The organism is Kitasatospora sp. CM 4170 (assembly GCF_032110285.1).
Taxonomy (GTDB): Bacteria; Actinomycetota; Actinomycetes; order Streptomycetales; family Streptomycetaceae; genus Kitasatospora; species Kitasatospora aburaviensis.
In genome coordinates this window covers 607,190-623,407 of the sequence record NZ_CP134877.1, presented here as the reverse complement: position 1 = coordinate 623,407, position 16,218 = coordinate 607,190, and the positions used below count along the sequence as shown (strand labels likewise).

Sequence of the window (16,218 nt, the reverse complement as noted above, 5' to 3'; positions counted from 1 at the left end):
CGTGAAACTCAGACTCTCGCTCAAGTCTCAGCATTCGCCGCCGAGCGCCGGATCGACCGGTCAGGGGCCGAGAACGTCGGATGCGGGTTCGATTCCCGCCTGCGCCTCTCCATGGCGCGGTAGCTTCAACGGCAAAGCGCGACGTTGTGAGATTGACCCCCGGCCTTAAACGTGCCGGTGCAGAGCAATTGGGTGGCACCTCAGGGGCCCGGGAGCTGGATACCGCTCCCGGGCCCCGTCACGTTCACGCCGGCCCGAGTGTGGCCGACGGCCGGCCGGCACTCGCGGCCCCGTCGTGTCAGGACTCCTTGACGACGATCGTCTTGGCGGCCTTGTCGTGCAGGGCCTGCTGGAGGGGCTTGTCCCACAGCGGCCAGAGGACGTTGAGCAGGGCGAAGAGCGAGCCGATGCAGTAGACCGCGCCGGGCAGGCTGTACACGGCGGCGCGGGCCAGGTAACCGCCCTCGGCGGCCTTGCCGCCGTGCCCGAGGTCGACGGCCCGCAGGCGCAGGGCCTTCTTGCCGAGCGTCTGGCCGCCCTGGGTGATCAGCATCACGGCCTCGTAGCCGAAGGCGAGCAGCGCCGTGGCGACGGAGAGCAGGAAGGAGTTCTTGACGGCCAGGAAGAGCACGATGTTCGGGATCAGCAGCACGGCCACGTCGATCAGCCGGGCCAGCAGCCGCTCGCCGATCGGTGCGAGCTGTCGGCTGCCCGGTATCGGCGCGCCGCCGTAGGGGCCGCCGGTCGGCGGCAGCCAGTGCGGCCACCCGCCCTGCGGCTGCCCGAACGGCGGCTGGCCGAACGGCGGGGGAGCGCCGTAGCCGCCCTGCGGCTGCTGCCCGTACGGGTCCTGCTGCCCGTAGGGGGCCTGGCCGTAGGGGGCCTGCCCGTACGGCGCCTGCTGGCCGTACGGGGCCTGGCCGTAGGGGCTCTGACCGGGGTTCTGGCCGTACGGGGGCTGCTGACCGTGGCCGCCGGACTGGTCGTAGGGGTTCTGGCCGCTCGGGTAGCCGTATCCCGAGGGATCGCTGGTGCTCATGGTGTGCGCTGCTTCCGTGTCGCGGACGAGGTGTTGCCGCCCGTTCTACCGGGTGGCGCTCCCGGTGGTCGATGCGGGGGCGGACCCGCTGTCGACGGGCGGTCGGCCGACGGCGCGTCGGGCGCCGCCCGGGTCGGCCTCCGGGGGCGGTGTCCGCCCGGCCGCGGCGGCGCCGACCCCCGACCGCACGGGCTGACGGAACACCACCAGGGCCTGGTCGGGCTGACCTTGCACCGGCCGAAGCTTATATCTACAGGACTGTAGAGTTAAAGCCTCGGCAAAGGACGGCTCGGCCGGTGCCGGGTGCGCGGCCGTCGGGGCCGAGCGGGGAGGGGCGACTGCCGCCGCCGGAGGCGGGGGCGGCTGGATAGGGTGCGAAGGGTCGGGTGCTCCGCGTGCACCCGCCCCCGCACCGTCGAAGGGACCTCGCCATGCCGGCCGCACCTGCCACCGGATCCACCGCCCGGCCGCCGCTCACCCGGTTCGGACTGGGCACCGCCGCGGTCGGCCGGCCCGGCTACATCACGCTCGGCCGCGACGTCGACCTGCCGGCCGAGCGCACCGTCGAGGCGCTGCGCCGGCGTACCCACGACCTGCTCGACGCGGCCTACGCCGCGGGGGTGCGTTACTTCGACACCGCGCGGTCGTACGGCCGGGCGGAGGAGTTCGTCGGCGAGTGGCTGGCCACCCGGCCGGAGGTCGCCACCGAGGTGACCGTCGGCAGCAAGTGGGGCTACACCTACACCGCCGACTGGCGGGCCTCCGGCGTGCCCGTGCACGAGGTCAAGGAGCACACGGCGGAGGTGTTCGACCGCCAGATCAAGGAGACCAGGGCGCTGCTCGGCACACACCTGGACATCTACCTGGTGCACTCCGTCACCCCGGACAGCCCGGCGCTGACCGACCCGGCCCTGCACGAGCGGCTGGCCGGCCTGGCCGCCGAGGGCGTCCGGGTCGGGCTCTCGACCAGTGGTCCGGCGCAGGCCGACACCGTCCGCGCGGCACTGGAGGTCTCGGTGGGCGGCCGGCCGCTGTTCGCCGCGGTGCAGTCCACCTGGAACCTGCTGGAGCCGTCCGCCGGGCCGGCCCTGGCCGCGGCCGCGGAGGCGGGCTGGCTGGTGGTGGTCAAGGAGGGCATGGCCAACGGCCGCCTCGCCGACCGCAACGCGACCGGTCCCGACACCGCCGCGCTGCGCGCACTCGCCGCCCGGACCGGCGCGAGCTGCGACGCGCTCGCGCTGGCGGCGGTGGCCGCCCAGCCCTGGGCGGACCTCGTGCTCTCCGGCGCCGCCACCGCCGGGCAGCTCGCCTCCAACCTCGCCGCCGCCGAGCTGGACCTCACCCCGGCCGACCTCGACGACCTCTCCGTGCTCGCCGAGCCCGCCGAGGCCTACTGGCACACCCGCGCCTCCCTCCCCTGGGCCTGACGGCACGTTCGGTCCCCGGAACCGGGGGCAGGGGTGCGCCGGGGGTGTCCGGGCCCGGCCCGGACACCCCCGGCGGCCGTCAGCGCCCGGGCCCGTGCGGGGTCAGTTCGGTGAGGGCCCGGTCGAGCGCGTCCGCGAAGAAGTCGGCGGCCGGGCGGTCGATGCAGAGCGGCGGCTTGATCTTCAGGACGTTCAGGTGGTCCCCGGTGGGCTGGACGACGACGCCGAGTTCGAGCATCCGGTCGCAGAGCTCCGCGGTCTCCTCGGGGGCCGGTTCGAGGGTGTCGCGGTCGCGGACGAGCTCCACCCCGAGGTAGAGGCCGGAGCCGTGCACCGCCCCGACGAGGGCGTGCCGGTCCGCGAGGGCGCGCAGCCGGTCCCGCAGGTGGCCGCCGACCCGGACGGCGTTGCCCTGGAGGTCCTCGTCGCGCAGGACGTCGAGGACGGTGAGCCCGGCGACGCTGGAGACCGGGCTGCCGCCGGTGGAGGAGAAGAAGTAGCCCTGGTCGCGGTAGCGGTCGGCGACGGCCCGCGAGGTGATCACGGCGCCGAGCGGGTGCCCGTTGCCCATCGCCTTGGCCACCGTGACGATGTCCGGGACGACGTCCTGCTGCTCGAAACCCCAGAACCAGGCGCCCAGGCGGCCGTAGCCGACCTGGATCTCGTCCGCGATCGCCAGGCCGCCGTGGCGCCGCACCGCCGCGTACACCTGCCGGAGGTAGCCGTCGGGCAGCGCGACCGCCCCGGCGTTGCCGTAGAAGGACTCGGAGACGAAGGCGCCGGCGGGGCGGCCGGAGGCGGCGAGCTCGTCGACGGTCCGGACGGCGTCGGCCGCGTAGCCGGCCGCGTCCGCGCCGCGCAGCCGCCCCCGGTACGGGTTCGGCGAGTCGACCGTGTGCACCCAACCCGGGCGGCTGCTCAGCGCGTTGGGGTTGTCGGCGATCGAGGTGGAGACGGCGTCGGAGGCGTACGTCCAGCCGTGGTAGGCCTCGTGCAGGGCGACCACGTCGTGGTGGCCGGTGGCGCCGATGGCCAGGCGGAGGGCCAGATCGACCGCCTCGGAGCCCGAGTTGACCAGGAACACGGTGTCGAGCGGGGCGGGCAGGAGGGAGGCCAGGCGCTCGGTGAACTCCACCACCGAGGCGTAGTGGAAGCGCGAGTTGGTGTTCAGCCGTCGCAGCTGCCGGGCGACGGCGCGCTCCACGCGCGGGTGTGCGTGGCCGAGGGGCGTCACGTTGTTGACCATGTCGAGGTAGGCCCGGCCGTCCGTGGACACCAGGTGGTGCCGCCAGCCGCGCTCGATCCGCGGCGGCTCGTCGTAGTAGTGCTCCTGCACGGTGGCGAACGAGGCGCCCCGCCGCTGGAGGAGCTCGGCGGGCGAGGTGGTGGCGCCGGTGGCGGGCAGGCCGAGCAGCCCGGCGGGGTCGGCGGTCAGCGCGAGCCACCCCGCCGCGTACTCGGGCCGGACCAGGGCCGGCACCTCGGGGCTGCGCCGGCGCCGGAGGGCGAGGCGGAGCCGGGTGCCGGCCGGCAGCGACGCCAGCAGGTCGCCGGCGTTCAGCGGAGAGCCCGCGGCCGTGGCGGGGGCGGCGGGCGTGGCGAGGGCGGCCGGTGTCGCGGGGGCGTTGGGCGTGGCGGAGCCGGCCGTGTCCGGGGCGTGGGACGTGGCGGTCCAGGACAGGTCGAGCAGGTGGAGGCCGCAGGTGAGGACCACACGGCCCGGGGCGGCGGCGACCAGCTCGCCGTCGCGGGGCGCCCGCAGCTCGGCCGGCGCGCCGAGCCAGAGGTCGATCCCGGTGGCCACGGTGGCGGGCGACTCGGCGGCCAGTGTGGTGGCGGCGGTGAGCCGGGGCTGGCCGTAGCGGGTGGCCACGGCGGCGCTGCCGCGTGCCAGCAGCGCGGCCGCGAGGCGGTCCTCGGCGCCCGGTTCCAGCCAGGCGCCGTGGTCCATCGCGTCGGACTCGGTCGACAGGTCGAGCAGCGCGATGCCGGCGGGGGCCAGGCCGGCGACGACCGGTCGGCCCACCGGCAGCGAGGGCGCCGGCCGCACGGGGAGGCCGAGGGTGTCGCAGATCAGGGCCGACATCACCGCGGACGGCACGGCGACGGCCTGCTCGAAGATCCGCCACTCACCCTCCAGGGCCGTGACGGCGTAGGCGTTGTCGGCGTCGACGGCCGCCTGCTGACGCCCGCTGACGACGAGTGCGGCGGCCCGGAGCACGACCAGCGGCCACAGGGCCGCCGCCTCGTCGGCGGAGAGCGGACGGACGGCGTGGAAGGCACGCACCGCGGGCAGGACGTGGTACGGCTCCGCGCCGGGGTGGCGCAGCACGGAGGAGAGGCAGACGGCCAGTTCCGCCACGGCCCAGCCGGTCGTGAGGTCGCCGAAGTCGATGATCCCGTCGGGGAGACCGAGCGGGCTGTCGGGGGAGCGGACGAGGTTGTCGTCGGTGAGGTCGAGGTGCACTGCCTGGCGGGGCAGAGCGTCGGCCACCGCACTGAGCTCCGCCCAGGCCGCGGCCGTGGCGGCCTCGACGGCGGCGCGCCGCTCCGGCTCGGCGACGTGGTGCGCCAGGTCTGCGACCACGCGGTCCGCGTGCTGCGGGTCCCACTGCAGCACGCGGTCCAGGCCGGGGTGGCGGAAGTCGCGCAGTGCGGCGCTGACCCGTCCGGCGATGGTGCCCATGGCCGCCACCGTGCGCGGAGGGAGGTGGTGCGGCCCCGAGAGGGCGCCGCCGGGCAGGTAACGCAGCAGCCGAGCGGTGACCCGACCGTCCGTGGTGGGGACGGTCACGCCGCGGCGGTCGCCGGCGTGGTCGCGCAGCACGGTCGCCACCCGCAGCTCCGGGTGGGCGGCGGCGATGAGGTCGGCTGCGGTGTCCTGGGCCTCGATCTCGGTGGGGCCGAACGCCGGGTTGGCGATCTTGAGCACGGCCGCGGGAGCGCCGCCGTCCTGGTGGCGGAGGAGGAAGTTGGTGTCCTGCTGGCTGCCGAGGGACTCCGCGCGGACGGTGAGGCCGAAGGCCTCGGCGGCGATGCGGCGGGCGTCCTCCTCGGCGATCCGCGGGGCCGGGAGGGCCTTGCGGGCGAAGAAGTCGACGCCGGCGGGGTGTGGGTGGGGGTGCTCGTGGGACATGCTGAGGGTCCTTGTCCGGGGCAGGCGCGGCGGCGGGCAGCGGGCGGAGGCGCGGCAGGTCGGCGTGCGGTGGGGGCGGCACGCCGGAGGCAGTGGCGGGGCGGGGTGGGGCGGACGAGGGCGGGGCCGTCAGCCGACGTCAGCCGACGTCCCACAGGAAGCGGTGCGTGTGGATCCCGAAGTAGGGGAAGTTCTCGACGGCCGTCACGCCCTCGACGGGGCGTACCACGTCGTTGATGAAGTCGAGCAGCTCGGCCGGGCTGGGGCAGACGACCTCGGTGAACAGGTCGAAGGTGCCCGAGGTCAGCACGGCGTAGACGACCTCCCCGTGGCGCGAGAGCGCATCGGCCACCGCACGCGGATCGCCGTCGACGCGGACGCCGAGCAGCGCCATCGCCTGGCCTCCCATCGCCATCGGGTCGGTGACCCCGACGACCTGGACCACCTTGGCGTCGATCAGCCGCTGCAGCCGCTGCCGGGCGGCCGAGGGCGACAGTCCGACCCTCGGCCCGAGGTCGGCGTACGGGATGCGGCCGTCGGCCTGGAGCTCGCGCAGGATCGCCCGGTCGATCTCGTCCACGGCCCTCACCGCCCCACGGGCCGGTCGGAGCGGCGGAGGGCGGCTGCCGCGGCGGCGGGCGACAGCAGGGGGAGGGATCGGTCCATGGCGAGTCCTTCGACGCGGTCCGGTTCGGCCTGGCTCGACTCTACGATCGATTCGAGCGTGATCGCAACGCTCAACGCTCGAATCGATCGCGACCCCGCGCACAACGAGGCCCTCCGCGGGCCGCCGCGCGCAGCAGGAGCAATGGTGAGAACGGGGTGGCGGCCGCCGGACAGCGCGTCGTGTCCGAGCGGTGTCAGCCCAGCTCGGCCTTCAGCCAGTGCCGGACCTCGGGGGTCACCGGGTCGGTGATGTCGGTGAAGTCGTCGTGCTTGGTGAGGAACTTGGCGACGTACGGGCAGATCGGCACGAGGTGGCGGCCGGTGGCACGCACGTCGGTCAGGGCCTCCCGGACCAGCACGGAGGCGAGACCGCGGCCCGCGTACTCCTCGTCGACCACGGTGTGGAAGAACACCCGCTGCGTTCCGTGGTCGCGGTACTCGGTGAACCCGGCGAGCTTCCCGTCGACGAGGATCTCGTACCGGTTGCGCTCCTCGGCGGGCTGGACGACGGGGGTGGCGGACGGCTGGGTCATGGTGGACCTTCCGGAAGTCTCGGGGCGCGGGGCTCGCGCACAAAGCGGCGTACTGCCGCCCATCATGCCCGAGCCCCGGCCGTGATGATCATCGACCGAAGGTCCCGTGGGTCCGCCGGGGGTCAGCCGGCCTTGGGCGGTCCGCTCTTCGTGTCGTCCGCCCCGCGGACGACGCCGAACCGCTCGTGGTGCACGTCCCCGCGCCGGGCGACGACGCGGTAGCTGAACTCGCTGCGGGCGGAGCCGACGGCCGCGCGCACGCCGAAGCCGGTCGGGGTCCGGTCCGCCACGTAGAGGCCGCTGCCGGCCTCGTACTCCGTCAGGAAGACGTGGTACGCGCCGTCCGCGGTGGCCGCGACGAAGTCCGGATGAAGCGTGACCTGGGCGCGGCCGTCCACGAGGCGACCGAAGCCGAAGTCCTCGAACCAGCTCTCCGGGGCCTCCACGGCGTACCACAAACGGTGCGTCCCGTCGTCCATCCGGAAGGCCGCGGCCTTGGTGCCCGTCACCTGGAAGTCCCCTTCCACGTGCACCTTGCCGGCGAAGCGGCCGGCGTAACCGCTGTTGGAGCGGGCCCAGAGGGCGTACGCACTCTGGCCGTTGTGGGCCTCGGCGATGATGCCGTTGCCGTTGACGGTGGTGGAGACCCCGAAGACGCCGGCGTTGCCCGTCCCGTTCCCGGTGCCCCTCACACCGTCACCTTCGCCGCCGCCCTCGCAGGTGCCGACCACGCCTCCGGAGGTGCCGCCGAACCGGGCGCCCAGCGGGAACGCCCCGGGCTCGGTCTCGAAGCCGGTCTCCGCCGGCCCGACGGCCTTCCAGTGACTGCCGTCCACCATGATCGACCTCCGTGCTGCCGGGTTGCGGTTCGGTCCGGGCGGACCGGGGAGCCGGGGGTACGCCACGGCCCCGCAGTCCGGGACCAGGTATAGCCCGAGTCCCGGTCGGGCCCATGACGGACGCGCGGTGCTCGACCTGATCGGCGTAGCCGACGTCCTACCACCCCGCCGCCCCGCGCAGGCGATGCCGGCGCCCGCCCCCGCCTGAGTAGGCGTACTCATGACAGCCGCCGTAACGGGAAGGGAGAATGCGGCCATGAAGATGATCAAGGGGGCGGGGATCCGGGTCGGGGTGCCGGCGGCGGTGGCGGCGATCGCGGTGCTGGTGGCCGGGTGCGGGACGCAGCGGGCGGGTGAGGTCGCCGGTGGGGGCGGGCCGGCGCGTACCGCGGCCGCGGCGCCGAGTACGCCGCTCGACCCGCCGTGTCCGGGCGAGACGCCCACGCCGACGCCGACGCGCACCTCCACCGGCTCCGCTCCGAACCCGGCACTCGGCGACCACTACGCCGAGAACAACGGATTCAAGGTCCCCCTCCCACTGCACGGCCAGCACCGCTGCGACGGGCTCGCGGCCGCGGCGCGCATCAAGAGCGCGCTCGAACCGCTCCGTCAGCGCGGCGACTTCACCCCCGAGAGCAGTCGCAACGCGCTCACGGCCCTCGGCTATGCCGCCGCGAAGGTGCAGGTGTACCAGAACGGGTCCACCGGGATCTCCTTCCTCGTCGACGCCTCACCGCTCTGCCTGGAGGGAAGGATGGACACGGCCGTCACCAAGGCGGAGCCCTTCGGCGGCTATCCCGACCACACGGGCTGCGACGTCCCCAGGGGCGGTCACTGACACCGTGTCACCCGGGGACGGCCGACGGCCGGCGTGCTCGTGGAACACGGGCTTCGCGGCAGGCTCGTGATGGCGGCGGCCGCTCCGGCCCGCACGCGGCGCGGGAGGCCGGTGAGCGCTACTCGCGCTCGGGGGCGAAGGGGCCCTCGTCGACGAAACGGCGCAGCTGACGGGCGAAGGCCCGGGCGTCCTCCGGCGGCCAGGAGGCGAGCGAGGCCTCGATGCCGTTGGCCAGCCGCTGCCTGGTGGCCGACACGACGCCGCGGCCCTCCTCGGTGAGTGCGAGCAGGGTCGCGCGGCCGTCGGCGGGGTCGGGCTGGCGCTGGAGCAGGGCGGCCCGCTCCAGCCGGTCGGCGCGGCGGGTCACCGTGGTGCGGTCCAGCCCGATCTCGCGGCCGAGGTCGGCCGCGCTGCACGCCCCGGTCCGGGCCAGGCCGCTGAGGACGGGGTAGGTGAGCTCGTCGACCGCCTCCCCGAGCCCGTCGGTCAGCCGGGTATAGAGGTGTGCGCGGGTGCTGCGCCTCAGGAGCAGGCCCAGTGCTTCGGCGATGTCGTGTCCGGTCGAGTTCTCCACCCCTCCAGATTAGCGTGCGCGGTGCACGCTTCTCCTGTCCGCACGGAGGTCTACCTCTTCGGCGAGTTCGCCTCCGACAGCCGCTTCCGTCGGATCGAGGGGACCAACCTCGTGCTCTGGCTGCGCTTCTCCCGCGTCCATCTCGCTGGCCTGTTCCCGTACCTGCCGCAGAAATCCGGCTATGACAAACGCCTGCGGGCGGCGCTGCTTCTGGTCAAGCGCGCGATCCGCGAACTCGCCCGGGACAGCGACTTCTGGACCGACACCGTGTGGATCACGGACTCCACGCCTGTGCCCTGTGGCGTTCGTTGATCCGTTTGTGACGACAGGCCTTGAGACCCTCTTGACGGCACTCTACGTGAAGTTCGACGACGAGATCGGCGGGACGCGTTGGATGGGCCGGCCACCTCGGCTCGGCGACTCCGAACTCGTCTGCCTGGCGGTGGCCCAGGCCTTGCTGGGCCACCGCTCGGAAGCCCGCCGTCCCGTCCCACCGTGCGCCGTTCCGACCCGGCCGGTTGGGCCGGCTACGGATACTGCGCCTCGCACTCCTGGTTCTTCTGGGGCCTGCGCCTGTACCTGATCTGCAGGGCCACAGAAGCGGCGAGCCGCGGCTCAAGAAGGTCCGCCAGCTGATCGAGTCGGTCAACGACACCCTCAAAGGCCAGCTCGACCTGGAACAACACGGCGGACGGACCATCGAAGGCGTCGCGATCCGGGTCGCCCGGCGAATCCTCGCCCTGGCAACCGGCATCTGGCACAACAACCGCATCGGTGCACCAGACACCCGGTCTCTGATCGCCTACGACCACTGATCACATCGGACTTACTCGTCCTAGGCGCCCGCTCCGTCCCGGTACGGGGCCAGGAACGCGGTCAGGGCGGCCAGCATCGCCTTCGGGGCCTCCTCGGCCGGGTAGTGGCCGCAGTCGGGGAGGACGAGGCCCTGCACGTCGTCGGCGGCGAGCTTCATCGTCTCGCTGACGGAGGCGCCCAGGTTCTCCGCCCCTCCGATCGCCAGGACGGGCAGGGTCAGCCGTCGGGTCCTGCGCTCCTGGTTCTGAGCGACGGTGGTGTCGAGTGCGCGGTAGAACTCGAAGCTGGCCCGCAGGGCTTCCGGGTCGGCGGCGAGGGTGTCGACGTAGTGCTGGACGGCGTAGTCGGGCAGTGCCTTCGCGGACTTCGAGGCGAACTGGCTGCCGAAGTAGACGTGTTCGCGTCCGCTGACCAACTGTTCGTTGACGTCGGCGAGGCGGTTGAAGGCGAAGTGCCAGAGGCGGTCGTTGGCCTCCCGGCTGCCGAGGAGTGGCGGTGAGGCGGACAGCCCGGGGATCGCGGCCTCGGCGACGGCCAGGCGGTCGAGCCGGTCAGGGTGGTCCGCAGCCAGGGCGTAACCGGTCCACATCCCGACGTCGTGGCCGACCAGGGCGAACCGCCGGTGCCCGAGCGCGTCCATCAGCGCCACCAGGTCGCGGGCGAGCGTGCCGGTGTCATACCCGCCCGGGGGCTTGTCGGACAGTCCGACGCCGCGCGGGTCGACTGCGACGACCTGGAAGTTCAGTGCGAGCGCCGGCATCAGGAGGCGCCAGGCGTACCACGTCTGGGGCCAGCCGGCGACCAGCAGCAGAGCAGGCCCTTCGCCGCCGGTGACGGCGTGCAGGCGCAGTTCGCCGGTGTCGACGTAACGGCTGGTGAACGTGTCGGCGAAGCCGGCCGGGAGGTTCGGCGCTTGGGAGACGGAACCGCGGCCTTCGGGCGTGGGTGGGTGGGTCGGCGGCAGACTCATGATCATCCTTCGGAGGCGCAGGGTTGACGGTTCCCCCGAGACGGCGGGAACCGCCCTGGTCCGGCTGGCGGCTGACGGCCGGGGTCAACACGCTAGCCATCTTGGACCGACCGGTCAAAGATGAACTGACCGATCGGTCCAAGATGCGGATAGGCTCGTCGCGAAGACGTGGGACAGCAGAGAAGCAGGAGAGGTGCACACCGTGTCCGGCCGGAAGCAGTTCGATATCAGCGCGGCACTGGACCAGGCCATGCAGGTGTTCTGGCAGCGCGGGTACGCCGACACCTCACTCGATGCCCTCGGTTCGGCCACCGGCCTGGGCCGCGGCTCGCTCTACGGCGCCTTCGGCAACAAGGACGCCCTGTTCGGCCAGTGCCTCGACCGCTACGCGTCGATCTACGGCGCGCAGCACGAGCAGGCCCTCGCTGCGCACCCCGGTGATCCGGTGCGCGCGGTCGAGGCGTTCTTCGGCGTCGTCCTGGACCGCATCGCCGACCCGTCGGTCCCCTCGGGGTGCCTCATCGCCCAGTCCGCCGCACAGTCGTCGACACTGAAGGACGAGAACAGCGCACAGGTGCGCGGCCTGCTCGACGTACAGCGCCAACGGGTGCGGACGGCTCTGGCGGACTCCTCGGCCGACACCCGGACGCTCGACGAGCTCGCCGTATTCGTCGTCGCCGTCAACCAGTCGCTGGCCGTACTCAGCCGCGCCGGCACCCCCGACACCGAACTGCGCTCCGTGGCCCGACTCGCCTGCGCGACAGTGGCCGACACCCTCACCCGGGCAGCGCCCGAGGACCTCACCCGCGGCTGACTCGACTCCACGGTCGACGCCGTCCCGGGCGAGGTCGACCTCGTCTCCTGACGCAGCTCCACCGGTGCTGTGACCGTATGGGTTCGCCGGGTTCGCTCCTTGGCCGCCGTGGGCGGATCAGTGATCCGTATCGAGGAGTGGGCCGACCCTGGTGATGACTCCGATTCACCAGTCCGGTCGATCGGTAGGCTGCCACGAGACTTCAAGATCCCGATGGGTGATCCCTTCGGCCCTGAGACGCAGAGCGACCTGTGATGGACGCGGGAGAAGCGCGGCCAGCGGGCTTCCGAGCGGTGGCCCAGCAAGGCCTGGGCCACCGCCAGGCAGACGAGTTCGGAGTCGCCGAGCCGAGGTGGCCGGCCCATCCAACGCGTCCCGCCGATCTCGTCGTCGATCTTCACGTAGAGTGCCGTCAAGAGGGTCTCAAGGCCTGTCGTCACAAACGGATCAACGAGGCCCTCGCCGCTTTCCCGGGCAAGACATCGGACTTACTCGTCCAGGCTCACGCCCCGGCCTACGCCTCGGCCCGCGCGCCGCCGTTCCTCCAGCGCCTGCCAGACGTGGTCCCGCAGGAACGGTGCCTCGGTGAAGCGGATGCCGGTGGCGTCGCGCAGCGCGTTGGCGAAGGCGGGCGGCACCGGGTTGAAGGGGCTCTCGGACATCGACTTGGCGCCGAGCGGGCCGATGGCGTCCGAGGTCTCCGAGAAGTGGACCTCGGTGCGCGGCACATCGGCGTAGGCGGGCAGCCGGTAGCGGCGGAAGGCGGCCGTGGTGACCTCGCCCCGCTCGTCGAGCAGCACCCGTTCGAACAGGGTGGCGCCGAGGGCCTGGGCGACGCCGCCCTCGACCTGGCCGCGGCACTGGAGCGGGTTCATGACCTTGCCCGCGTCGGCGCCGTGGACGCTGCGCAGGATCCGGATCTCCCCGGTGCCCGGGTCGACGGCGATCCGGAACCACTGGGAGTTGAAGGCCACCGACCGCGGCGAGCCGCCGAAGTGGCCGTCGGCTCTGAGCTCGACGCCCCGGCCGCGCGCGGCCTCGTGGATCTCCTTGAGCGTGACCACCCGGCCGTCGCACTCCACCGCGTCGGCGGTGAGCCGCAGCAGGCTGCGCGGGGTGCGGGCGTACTCGGCGGTGAAGGTGAGGATCTGCTCGGCGAGCGCGTTGGCCGCCTTCATCACGGCCTTGCCCGCGACGACCGTGCCGGCGGAGCCGAAGGCGCCGGTGTCGTGGCGCACGACGTCGGTGTCGGACTGCCGGATGCCGATCCGGTCGACGGTGGTGCCGAGGGCGCCCGCGGTGATCTGCTTGTGGACGGTGGTGGTGCCGTTGCCGAACTCCGCGGTGCCGACGGCGATGTCGTACGTGCCGTCCTCCAGCAGCTTCACCGTGGCGTCGGCGATGTGGCCGCCGGGCGGGCCGCAGGCGATGGCCGCCATCGCGAACCCCTGGCCCACCAGCCAGCCCTCGGGGGCGAGTTCGGCGCTGGTGTCGTCCGCGAGCGCGTTCCGGACGACGCCGAGGCACTGGTCGAGGCCGTAGCTGGCGATGTGCAGGTCCTCCTCCTCGCCGAGCGGGCCCTCCATGTGCTCGCCGGGGCCGATGATGTTCCGTTCGCGCAGCACGAGCGGGTCGATGCCCAGGCGCCGGGCGAGCTCGTCCATCGCCGACTCCACCGCGAAGGTGACCTGGCCGAGGCCGTAGCCGCGGAACGCGCCCGCCGGGACGGCGTTGGTGTAGACGGAGTACGCGTCGACCTTCTTGTGCGGGGCGCGGTAGACGCCCATCGACTCGCCGATGCTGTGGAACATCACCGCCGGGCCGTGGTTGCCGTACGCACCGGTGTTGGCGACGACGCGGAACTGCAGGGCCGTCAGCGTGCCGTCGCGCTTGGCGCCGAGCTTCACGGTGATCGTGAACGGGTGCCGGGTGGTGGCGCCGTAGAACTGCTCGGCGCGGGTGAACTCCAGCTTCACCGGCCGGTGCAGCCGCATCGCCGCGAGGACCACGATGTCCTCGGTGAGCATCTCCTGCTTGCCGCCGAAGCCGCCGCCGACCCGGCCCGCGACCACCCGGACCTTCTCCATCGGCAGGCCGTACAGGTCGCACAGCGCCCGCCGGGTGAGGAACGGCACCTGGGTGGAGGAGCGGACGACGATCCGCTCCCCGGCCGCGCCCTCGCTCCCTGCAGTCCCTCTACTCCCGTCGCGCTGCTCGCCCGGCTCGCCCGGCTCACCCGGTTCACTCGGCTCGAAGTAGGCGACGCAGCCGTGCGTCTCCAGGCTGGCGTGCTGCACCCGCTGGGTCCGGAACGTCTCCTCGTAGACCACGTCCGCCTCGCGCCAGCCCTGGTCGACGTCGCCCAGCTCGCCGTGGGCCTCGCCGCAGACGTTGTTCTCCGGGCGGGCGATCCGCGACTCGGGCCCCTTGGGGTGGATCACCGGGGCGCCCGGCGCCATCGCCTCCTCCGGGTCCAGGACGTACGGCAGCTCCTCGTGCGCGACGGCGATCCGGCGGCAGCCCTCCTCCGCCGCGCCCTCGCTCTCGGCGACCACCGCGGCGACCCGCTGGCCCACGAACCGGACCACGTCGTCCAGCACCCGGGTGTCGTCCGGGCCCTCGGTGGGGTGCTCGTGCCGGGCCGAGGAGTAGAGCCTGTCCGGCGCGTCGTGGTGGGTGAACACCGCGACCACACCGGGCACCCGCAGCGCGGCCGAGGTGTCGATCGAGACGATCCGGGCGTGCGGGTGCGGGGAGCGCAGCAGCTTCATGTGCAGCAGCCCCTCGACGTCGACGTCGAAGGTGTAGCGGGCGGTGCCGGTGACGACCTGCGGCCCGGCGGGCGCGCCGAGGCTGCGGCCGACCGCCTGTCCGGCGCACGGCCGCTCGGTGTGCCTGACCCCGCGGACGGCGTCCTCGATCGCGCGGTAGCCGGTGCAGCGGCACAGGTTGCCCTTCAGGGCCCGGGGCAGGTCGGCGCGCTTCTCCTCGTCGAAGGCCTCGGCGGAGGTGGTCATCAGGAAGCCGGCCGTGCAGAAGCCGCACTGGAAGCCCTGGGCGTCCAGGAACCGCTGCTGCATCGGGTGCAGCTCGCCGTCCTCGGCCAGCCCCTCCACGGTGGTGACCGAGCGGCCCTCGGCGCGCAGTGCCGGGTAGAGGCAGCTGTGCACCGGGTCGCCGTCGACCTGGACGGTGCAGGCGCCGCAGTCGCCCGCGTCGCAGCCCTTCTTGACGCCGAACCAGCCCTGCTCGCGCAGGTAGGTGCGCAGGCACTGCCCCGCTCGGGGCGCGCTGTCGTGGTCCTCGCCGTTGACCCGGATGGAGAAGCTCATCGTCCGGTCTCCTCGATCAGTTCGCGGCGGATCTCCTCGGCGAAGCGGTACGTCATGTGGCGCCGCCAGGCGGGGAGTCCGTGGATGTCGTCGAAGTACTCCGCGGGCCCGATCGCGTGGTCGAGGGCCTCGCGCACCGCCTCGGCGTTCGGCGGGACGGCGAAGCGCAGCTGGATCGGCCGCACGGTGGAGGCGGTGACGGTGAGAGCCAGTTCGCCGTCGATGGGGTCGCGTGCCCCGATCAGCAGGGCGCCGGAGCGGCCGAGCCCGTAGAGCGAGGCCTGCCGGAAGGCCGTCCGGCTCGCCAGCGCCCGGACGGGCAGGGTGATCGAGCGCAGCAGCTCGCCGGGCTGCAGGTCCTTGACGCCGGCGCCGACGACGAAGTCCTTCACCGGGACCTCGCGCACCTCCCCGGCCTGGGACAGCAGGGTGCACGTCCCGTCCAGGGCCGCGGTCAGCGAGATCATCGGCCCGGCGGGGAGCCCGTTGCAGAGATTGCCGCCGACGGTGGCCATGTTCCAGATCTTCCAGGAGGCCAGGAACGCCCGGCAGCACTGCTCGAACAGCGGTGCCGCCGGCCGGTCGACGGCCTCGGCGAGGCGGGAGAGCTGGGCGATGGTGCAGGTCGCGGCGATCTCCAGGTCGCCCGCGGCGGTCACCCGGACCGGCTCCCAGCCCATCCGGCTCAGGTCGAGCAGCCGGCGGATGTGCGGCTGGGGCTCGGAGAACAGGTACGTCCCGCCGCCCAGCCAGGCGTCGCCGGGCCGCCAGCTGTCGCGGCGCCGTGCGTCGCGCATCTCCACCACCGTGTTCAGGTCCACCTGCCACCACCGTCCTCGCCCGTTCAGTAGGGCGATTGAAGCAATGTGGGCGGGCGGGAACGAGTGGTTCCGCCTACCAGGTGTGAGCACGGTGGTTGGTGAATTCACCAGGCGCTCAACCTCGCAGATGCGACGGTATTACGAGTAGTGCCATTGCGTATGCGAGGAGCGACGTTCCGATCAAGGTGTGAGGACGGTTTGTGCCGGGTGTTGCGCGGAATGGAGAACGATCAAGCCATTCTGTCGCCCGGCACCGTGTGCACCGGGTGACCGTGATCGGTCACCGGCAGCGACCGGCCTCGTCCCCTCGATCCGGTCGCACGAATCGACCGATCCGCCCGGATCTTCACAACCCCTCCACAGAAGCTTCGTCAGTGCCCCACCTGCTGGCGGGCGGTCGGCCCGAGGTGGCC

Annotated in this window: 13 protein-coding genes and 1 pseudogene; 5 read left to right on the top strand and 9 right to left on the bottom strand. The window is 73.1% G+C overall.

Features of this window, described 5'->3' with window-relative positions:
- Positions 1-298: 298 nt before the first annotated feature.
- Complete coding sequence (locus tag RMN57_RS02770; protein ID WP_313761734.1) at positions 299-1,039, bottom strand: RDD family protein; 741 nt, start codon at positions 1,037-1,039, stop codon at positions 299-301.
- Positions 1,040-1,470: 431 nt separating this feature from the next.
- On the opposite strand from RMN57_RS02770, the gene RMN57_RS02765 reads away from it, so the two are divergent.
- On the top strand, positions 1,471-2,466 hold the full coding sequence (locus RMN57_RS02765; protein ID WP_313761733.1) for an aldo/keto reductase: 996 nt from the start codon (positions 1,471-1,473) through the stop codon (positions 2,464-2,466).
- Positions 2,467-2,545: 79 nt separating this feature from the next.
- On the opposite strand, the gene RMN57_RS02760 is transcribed toward RMN57_RS02765, so the two are convergent.
- From RMN57_RS02760 to RMN57_RS02745, 4 genes are all read right to left on the bottom strand, one after another.
- Positions 2,546-5,602 carry an aminotransferase gene (locus tag RMN57_RS02760; protein ID WP_313761732.1) on the bottom strand — a complete coding sequence of 1,019 codons (3,057 nt, stop codon included), beginning with the start codon at positions 5,600-5,602 and terminating at the stop codon, positions 2,546-2,548.
- Positions 5,603-5,741: 139 nt separating this feature from the next.
- On the bottom strand, positions 5,742-6,182 hold the full coding sequence (locus tag RMN57_RS02755; protein ID WP_313761731.1) for an Lrp/AsnC family transcriptional regulator: 441 nt from the start codon (positions 6,180-6,182) through the stop codon (positions 5,742-5,744).
- 280 nt (positions 6,183-6,462) lie between these two features.
- Positions 6,463-6,801, bottom strand: coding sequence for a GNAT family N-acetyltransferase (locus RMN57_RS02750; RefSeq protein ID WP_313761730.1), 339 nt, complete (start codon positions 6,799-6,801; stop codon positions 6,463-6,465).
- Between the two features lie 122 nt (positions 6,802-6,923).
- Positions 6,924-7,640 (bottom strand): hypothetical protein, encoded by a 717-nt coding sequence (locus RMN57_RS02745; protein WP_313761729.1) that lies wholly within the window; start codon positions 7,638-7,640, stop codon positions 6,924-6,926.
- A gap of 256 nt (positions 7,641-7,896) precedes the next feature.
- Here RMN57_RS02745 and RMN57_RS02740 point away from each other — a divergent pair, with 256 nt between their 5' ends.
- Positions 7,897-8,478 carry a hypothetical protein gene (locus RMN57_RS02740; protein WP_313761728.1) on the top strand — a complete coding sequence of 194 codons (582 nt, stop codon included), beginning with the start codon at positions 7,897-7,899 and terminating at the stop codon, positions 8,476-8,478.
- 118 nt (positions 8,479-8,596) lie between these two features.
- Here the strand turns inward: RMN57_RS02740 and RMN57_RS02735 are convergent, their stop codons facing one another.
- Positions 8,597-9,052, bottom strand: a complete 456-nt coding sequence (locus RMN57_RS02735; RefSeq protein ID WP_313761727.1) for a MarR family transcriptional regulator — start codon at positions 9,050-9,052, stop codon at positions 8,597-8,599.
- Between the two features lie 21 nt (positions 9,053-9,073).
- Between RMN57_RS02735 and RMN57_RS36985 the strand changes: the two genes are divergently transcribed.
- Both RMN57_RS36985 and RMN57_RS02725 read left to right on the top strand, forming a co-directional pair.
- On the top strand, positions 9,074-9,364 hold the full coding sequence (locus RMN57_RS36985; RefSeq protein WP_380234434.1) for a hypothetical protein: 291 nt from the start codon (positions 9,074-9,076) through the stop codon (positions 9,362-9,364).
- Between the two features lie 171 nt (positions 9,365-9,535).
- Positions 9,536-9,867: pseudogene (locus RMN57_RS02725) on the top strand (IS982 family transposase); the annotation flags it as partial.
- Between the two features lie 20 nt (positions 9,868-9,887).
- Here the strand turns inward: RMN57_RS02725 and RMN57_RS02720 are convergent.
- Positions 9,888-10,838, bottom strand: a complete 951-nt coding sequence (locus tag RMN57_RS02720) for an alpha/beta hydrolase (RefSeq protein ID WP_313761726.1) — start codon at positions 10,836-10,838, stop codon at positions 9,888-9,890.
- Between the two features lie 202 nt (positions 10,839-11,040).
- On the opposite strand from RMN57_RS02720, the gene RMN57_RS02715 reads away from it, so the two are divergent.
- Entirely contained in the window at positions 11,041-11,652 is a 612-nt protein-coding gene (locus RMN57_RS02715) for a TetR/AcrR family transcriptional regulator (RefSeq protein WP_313767695.1), read from the top strand.
- A 488-nt stretch (positions 11,653-12,140) separates the two neighbouring features.
- On the opposite strand, the gene RMN57_RS02710 is transcribed toward RMN57_RS02715, so the two are convergent.
- Both RMN57_RS02710 and RMN57_RS02705 read right to left on the bottom strand, forming a co-directional pair.
- Complete coding sequence (locus RMN57_RS02710) at positions 12,141-14,984, bottom strand: molybdopterin cofactor-binding domain-containing protein (RefSeq protein ID WP_313761725.1); 2,844 nt, start codon at positions 14,982-14,984, stop codon at positions 12,141-12,143.
- Positions 14,981-15,805 (bottom strand): FAD binding domain-containing protein, encoded by an 825-nt coding sequence (locus RMN57_RS02705; protein ID WP_313761724.1) that lies wholly within the window; start codon positions 15,803-15,805, stop codon positions 14,981-14,983. The genes RMN57_RS02710 and RMN57_RS02705 overlap by 4 nt, the downstream gene beginning before the upstream one ends.
- Positions 15,806-16,218 lie beyond the last annotated feature (413 nt).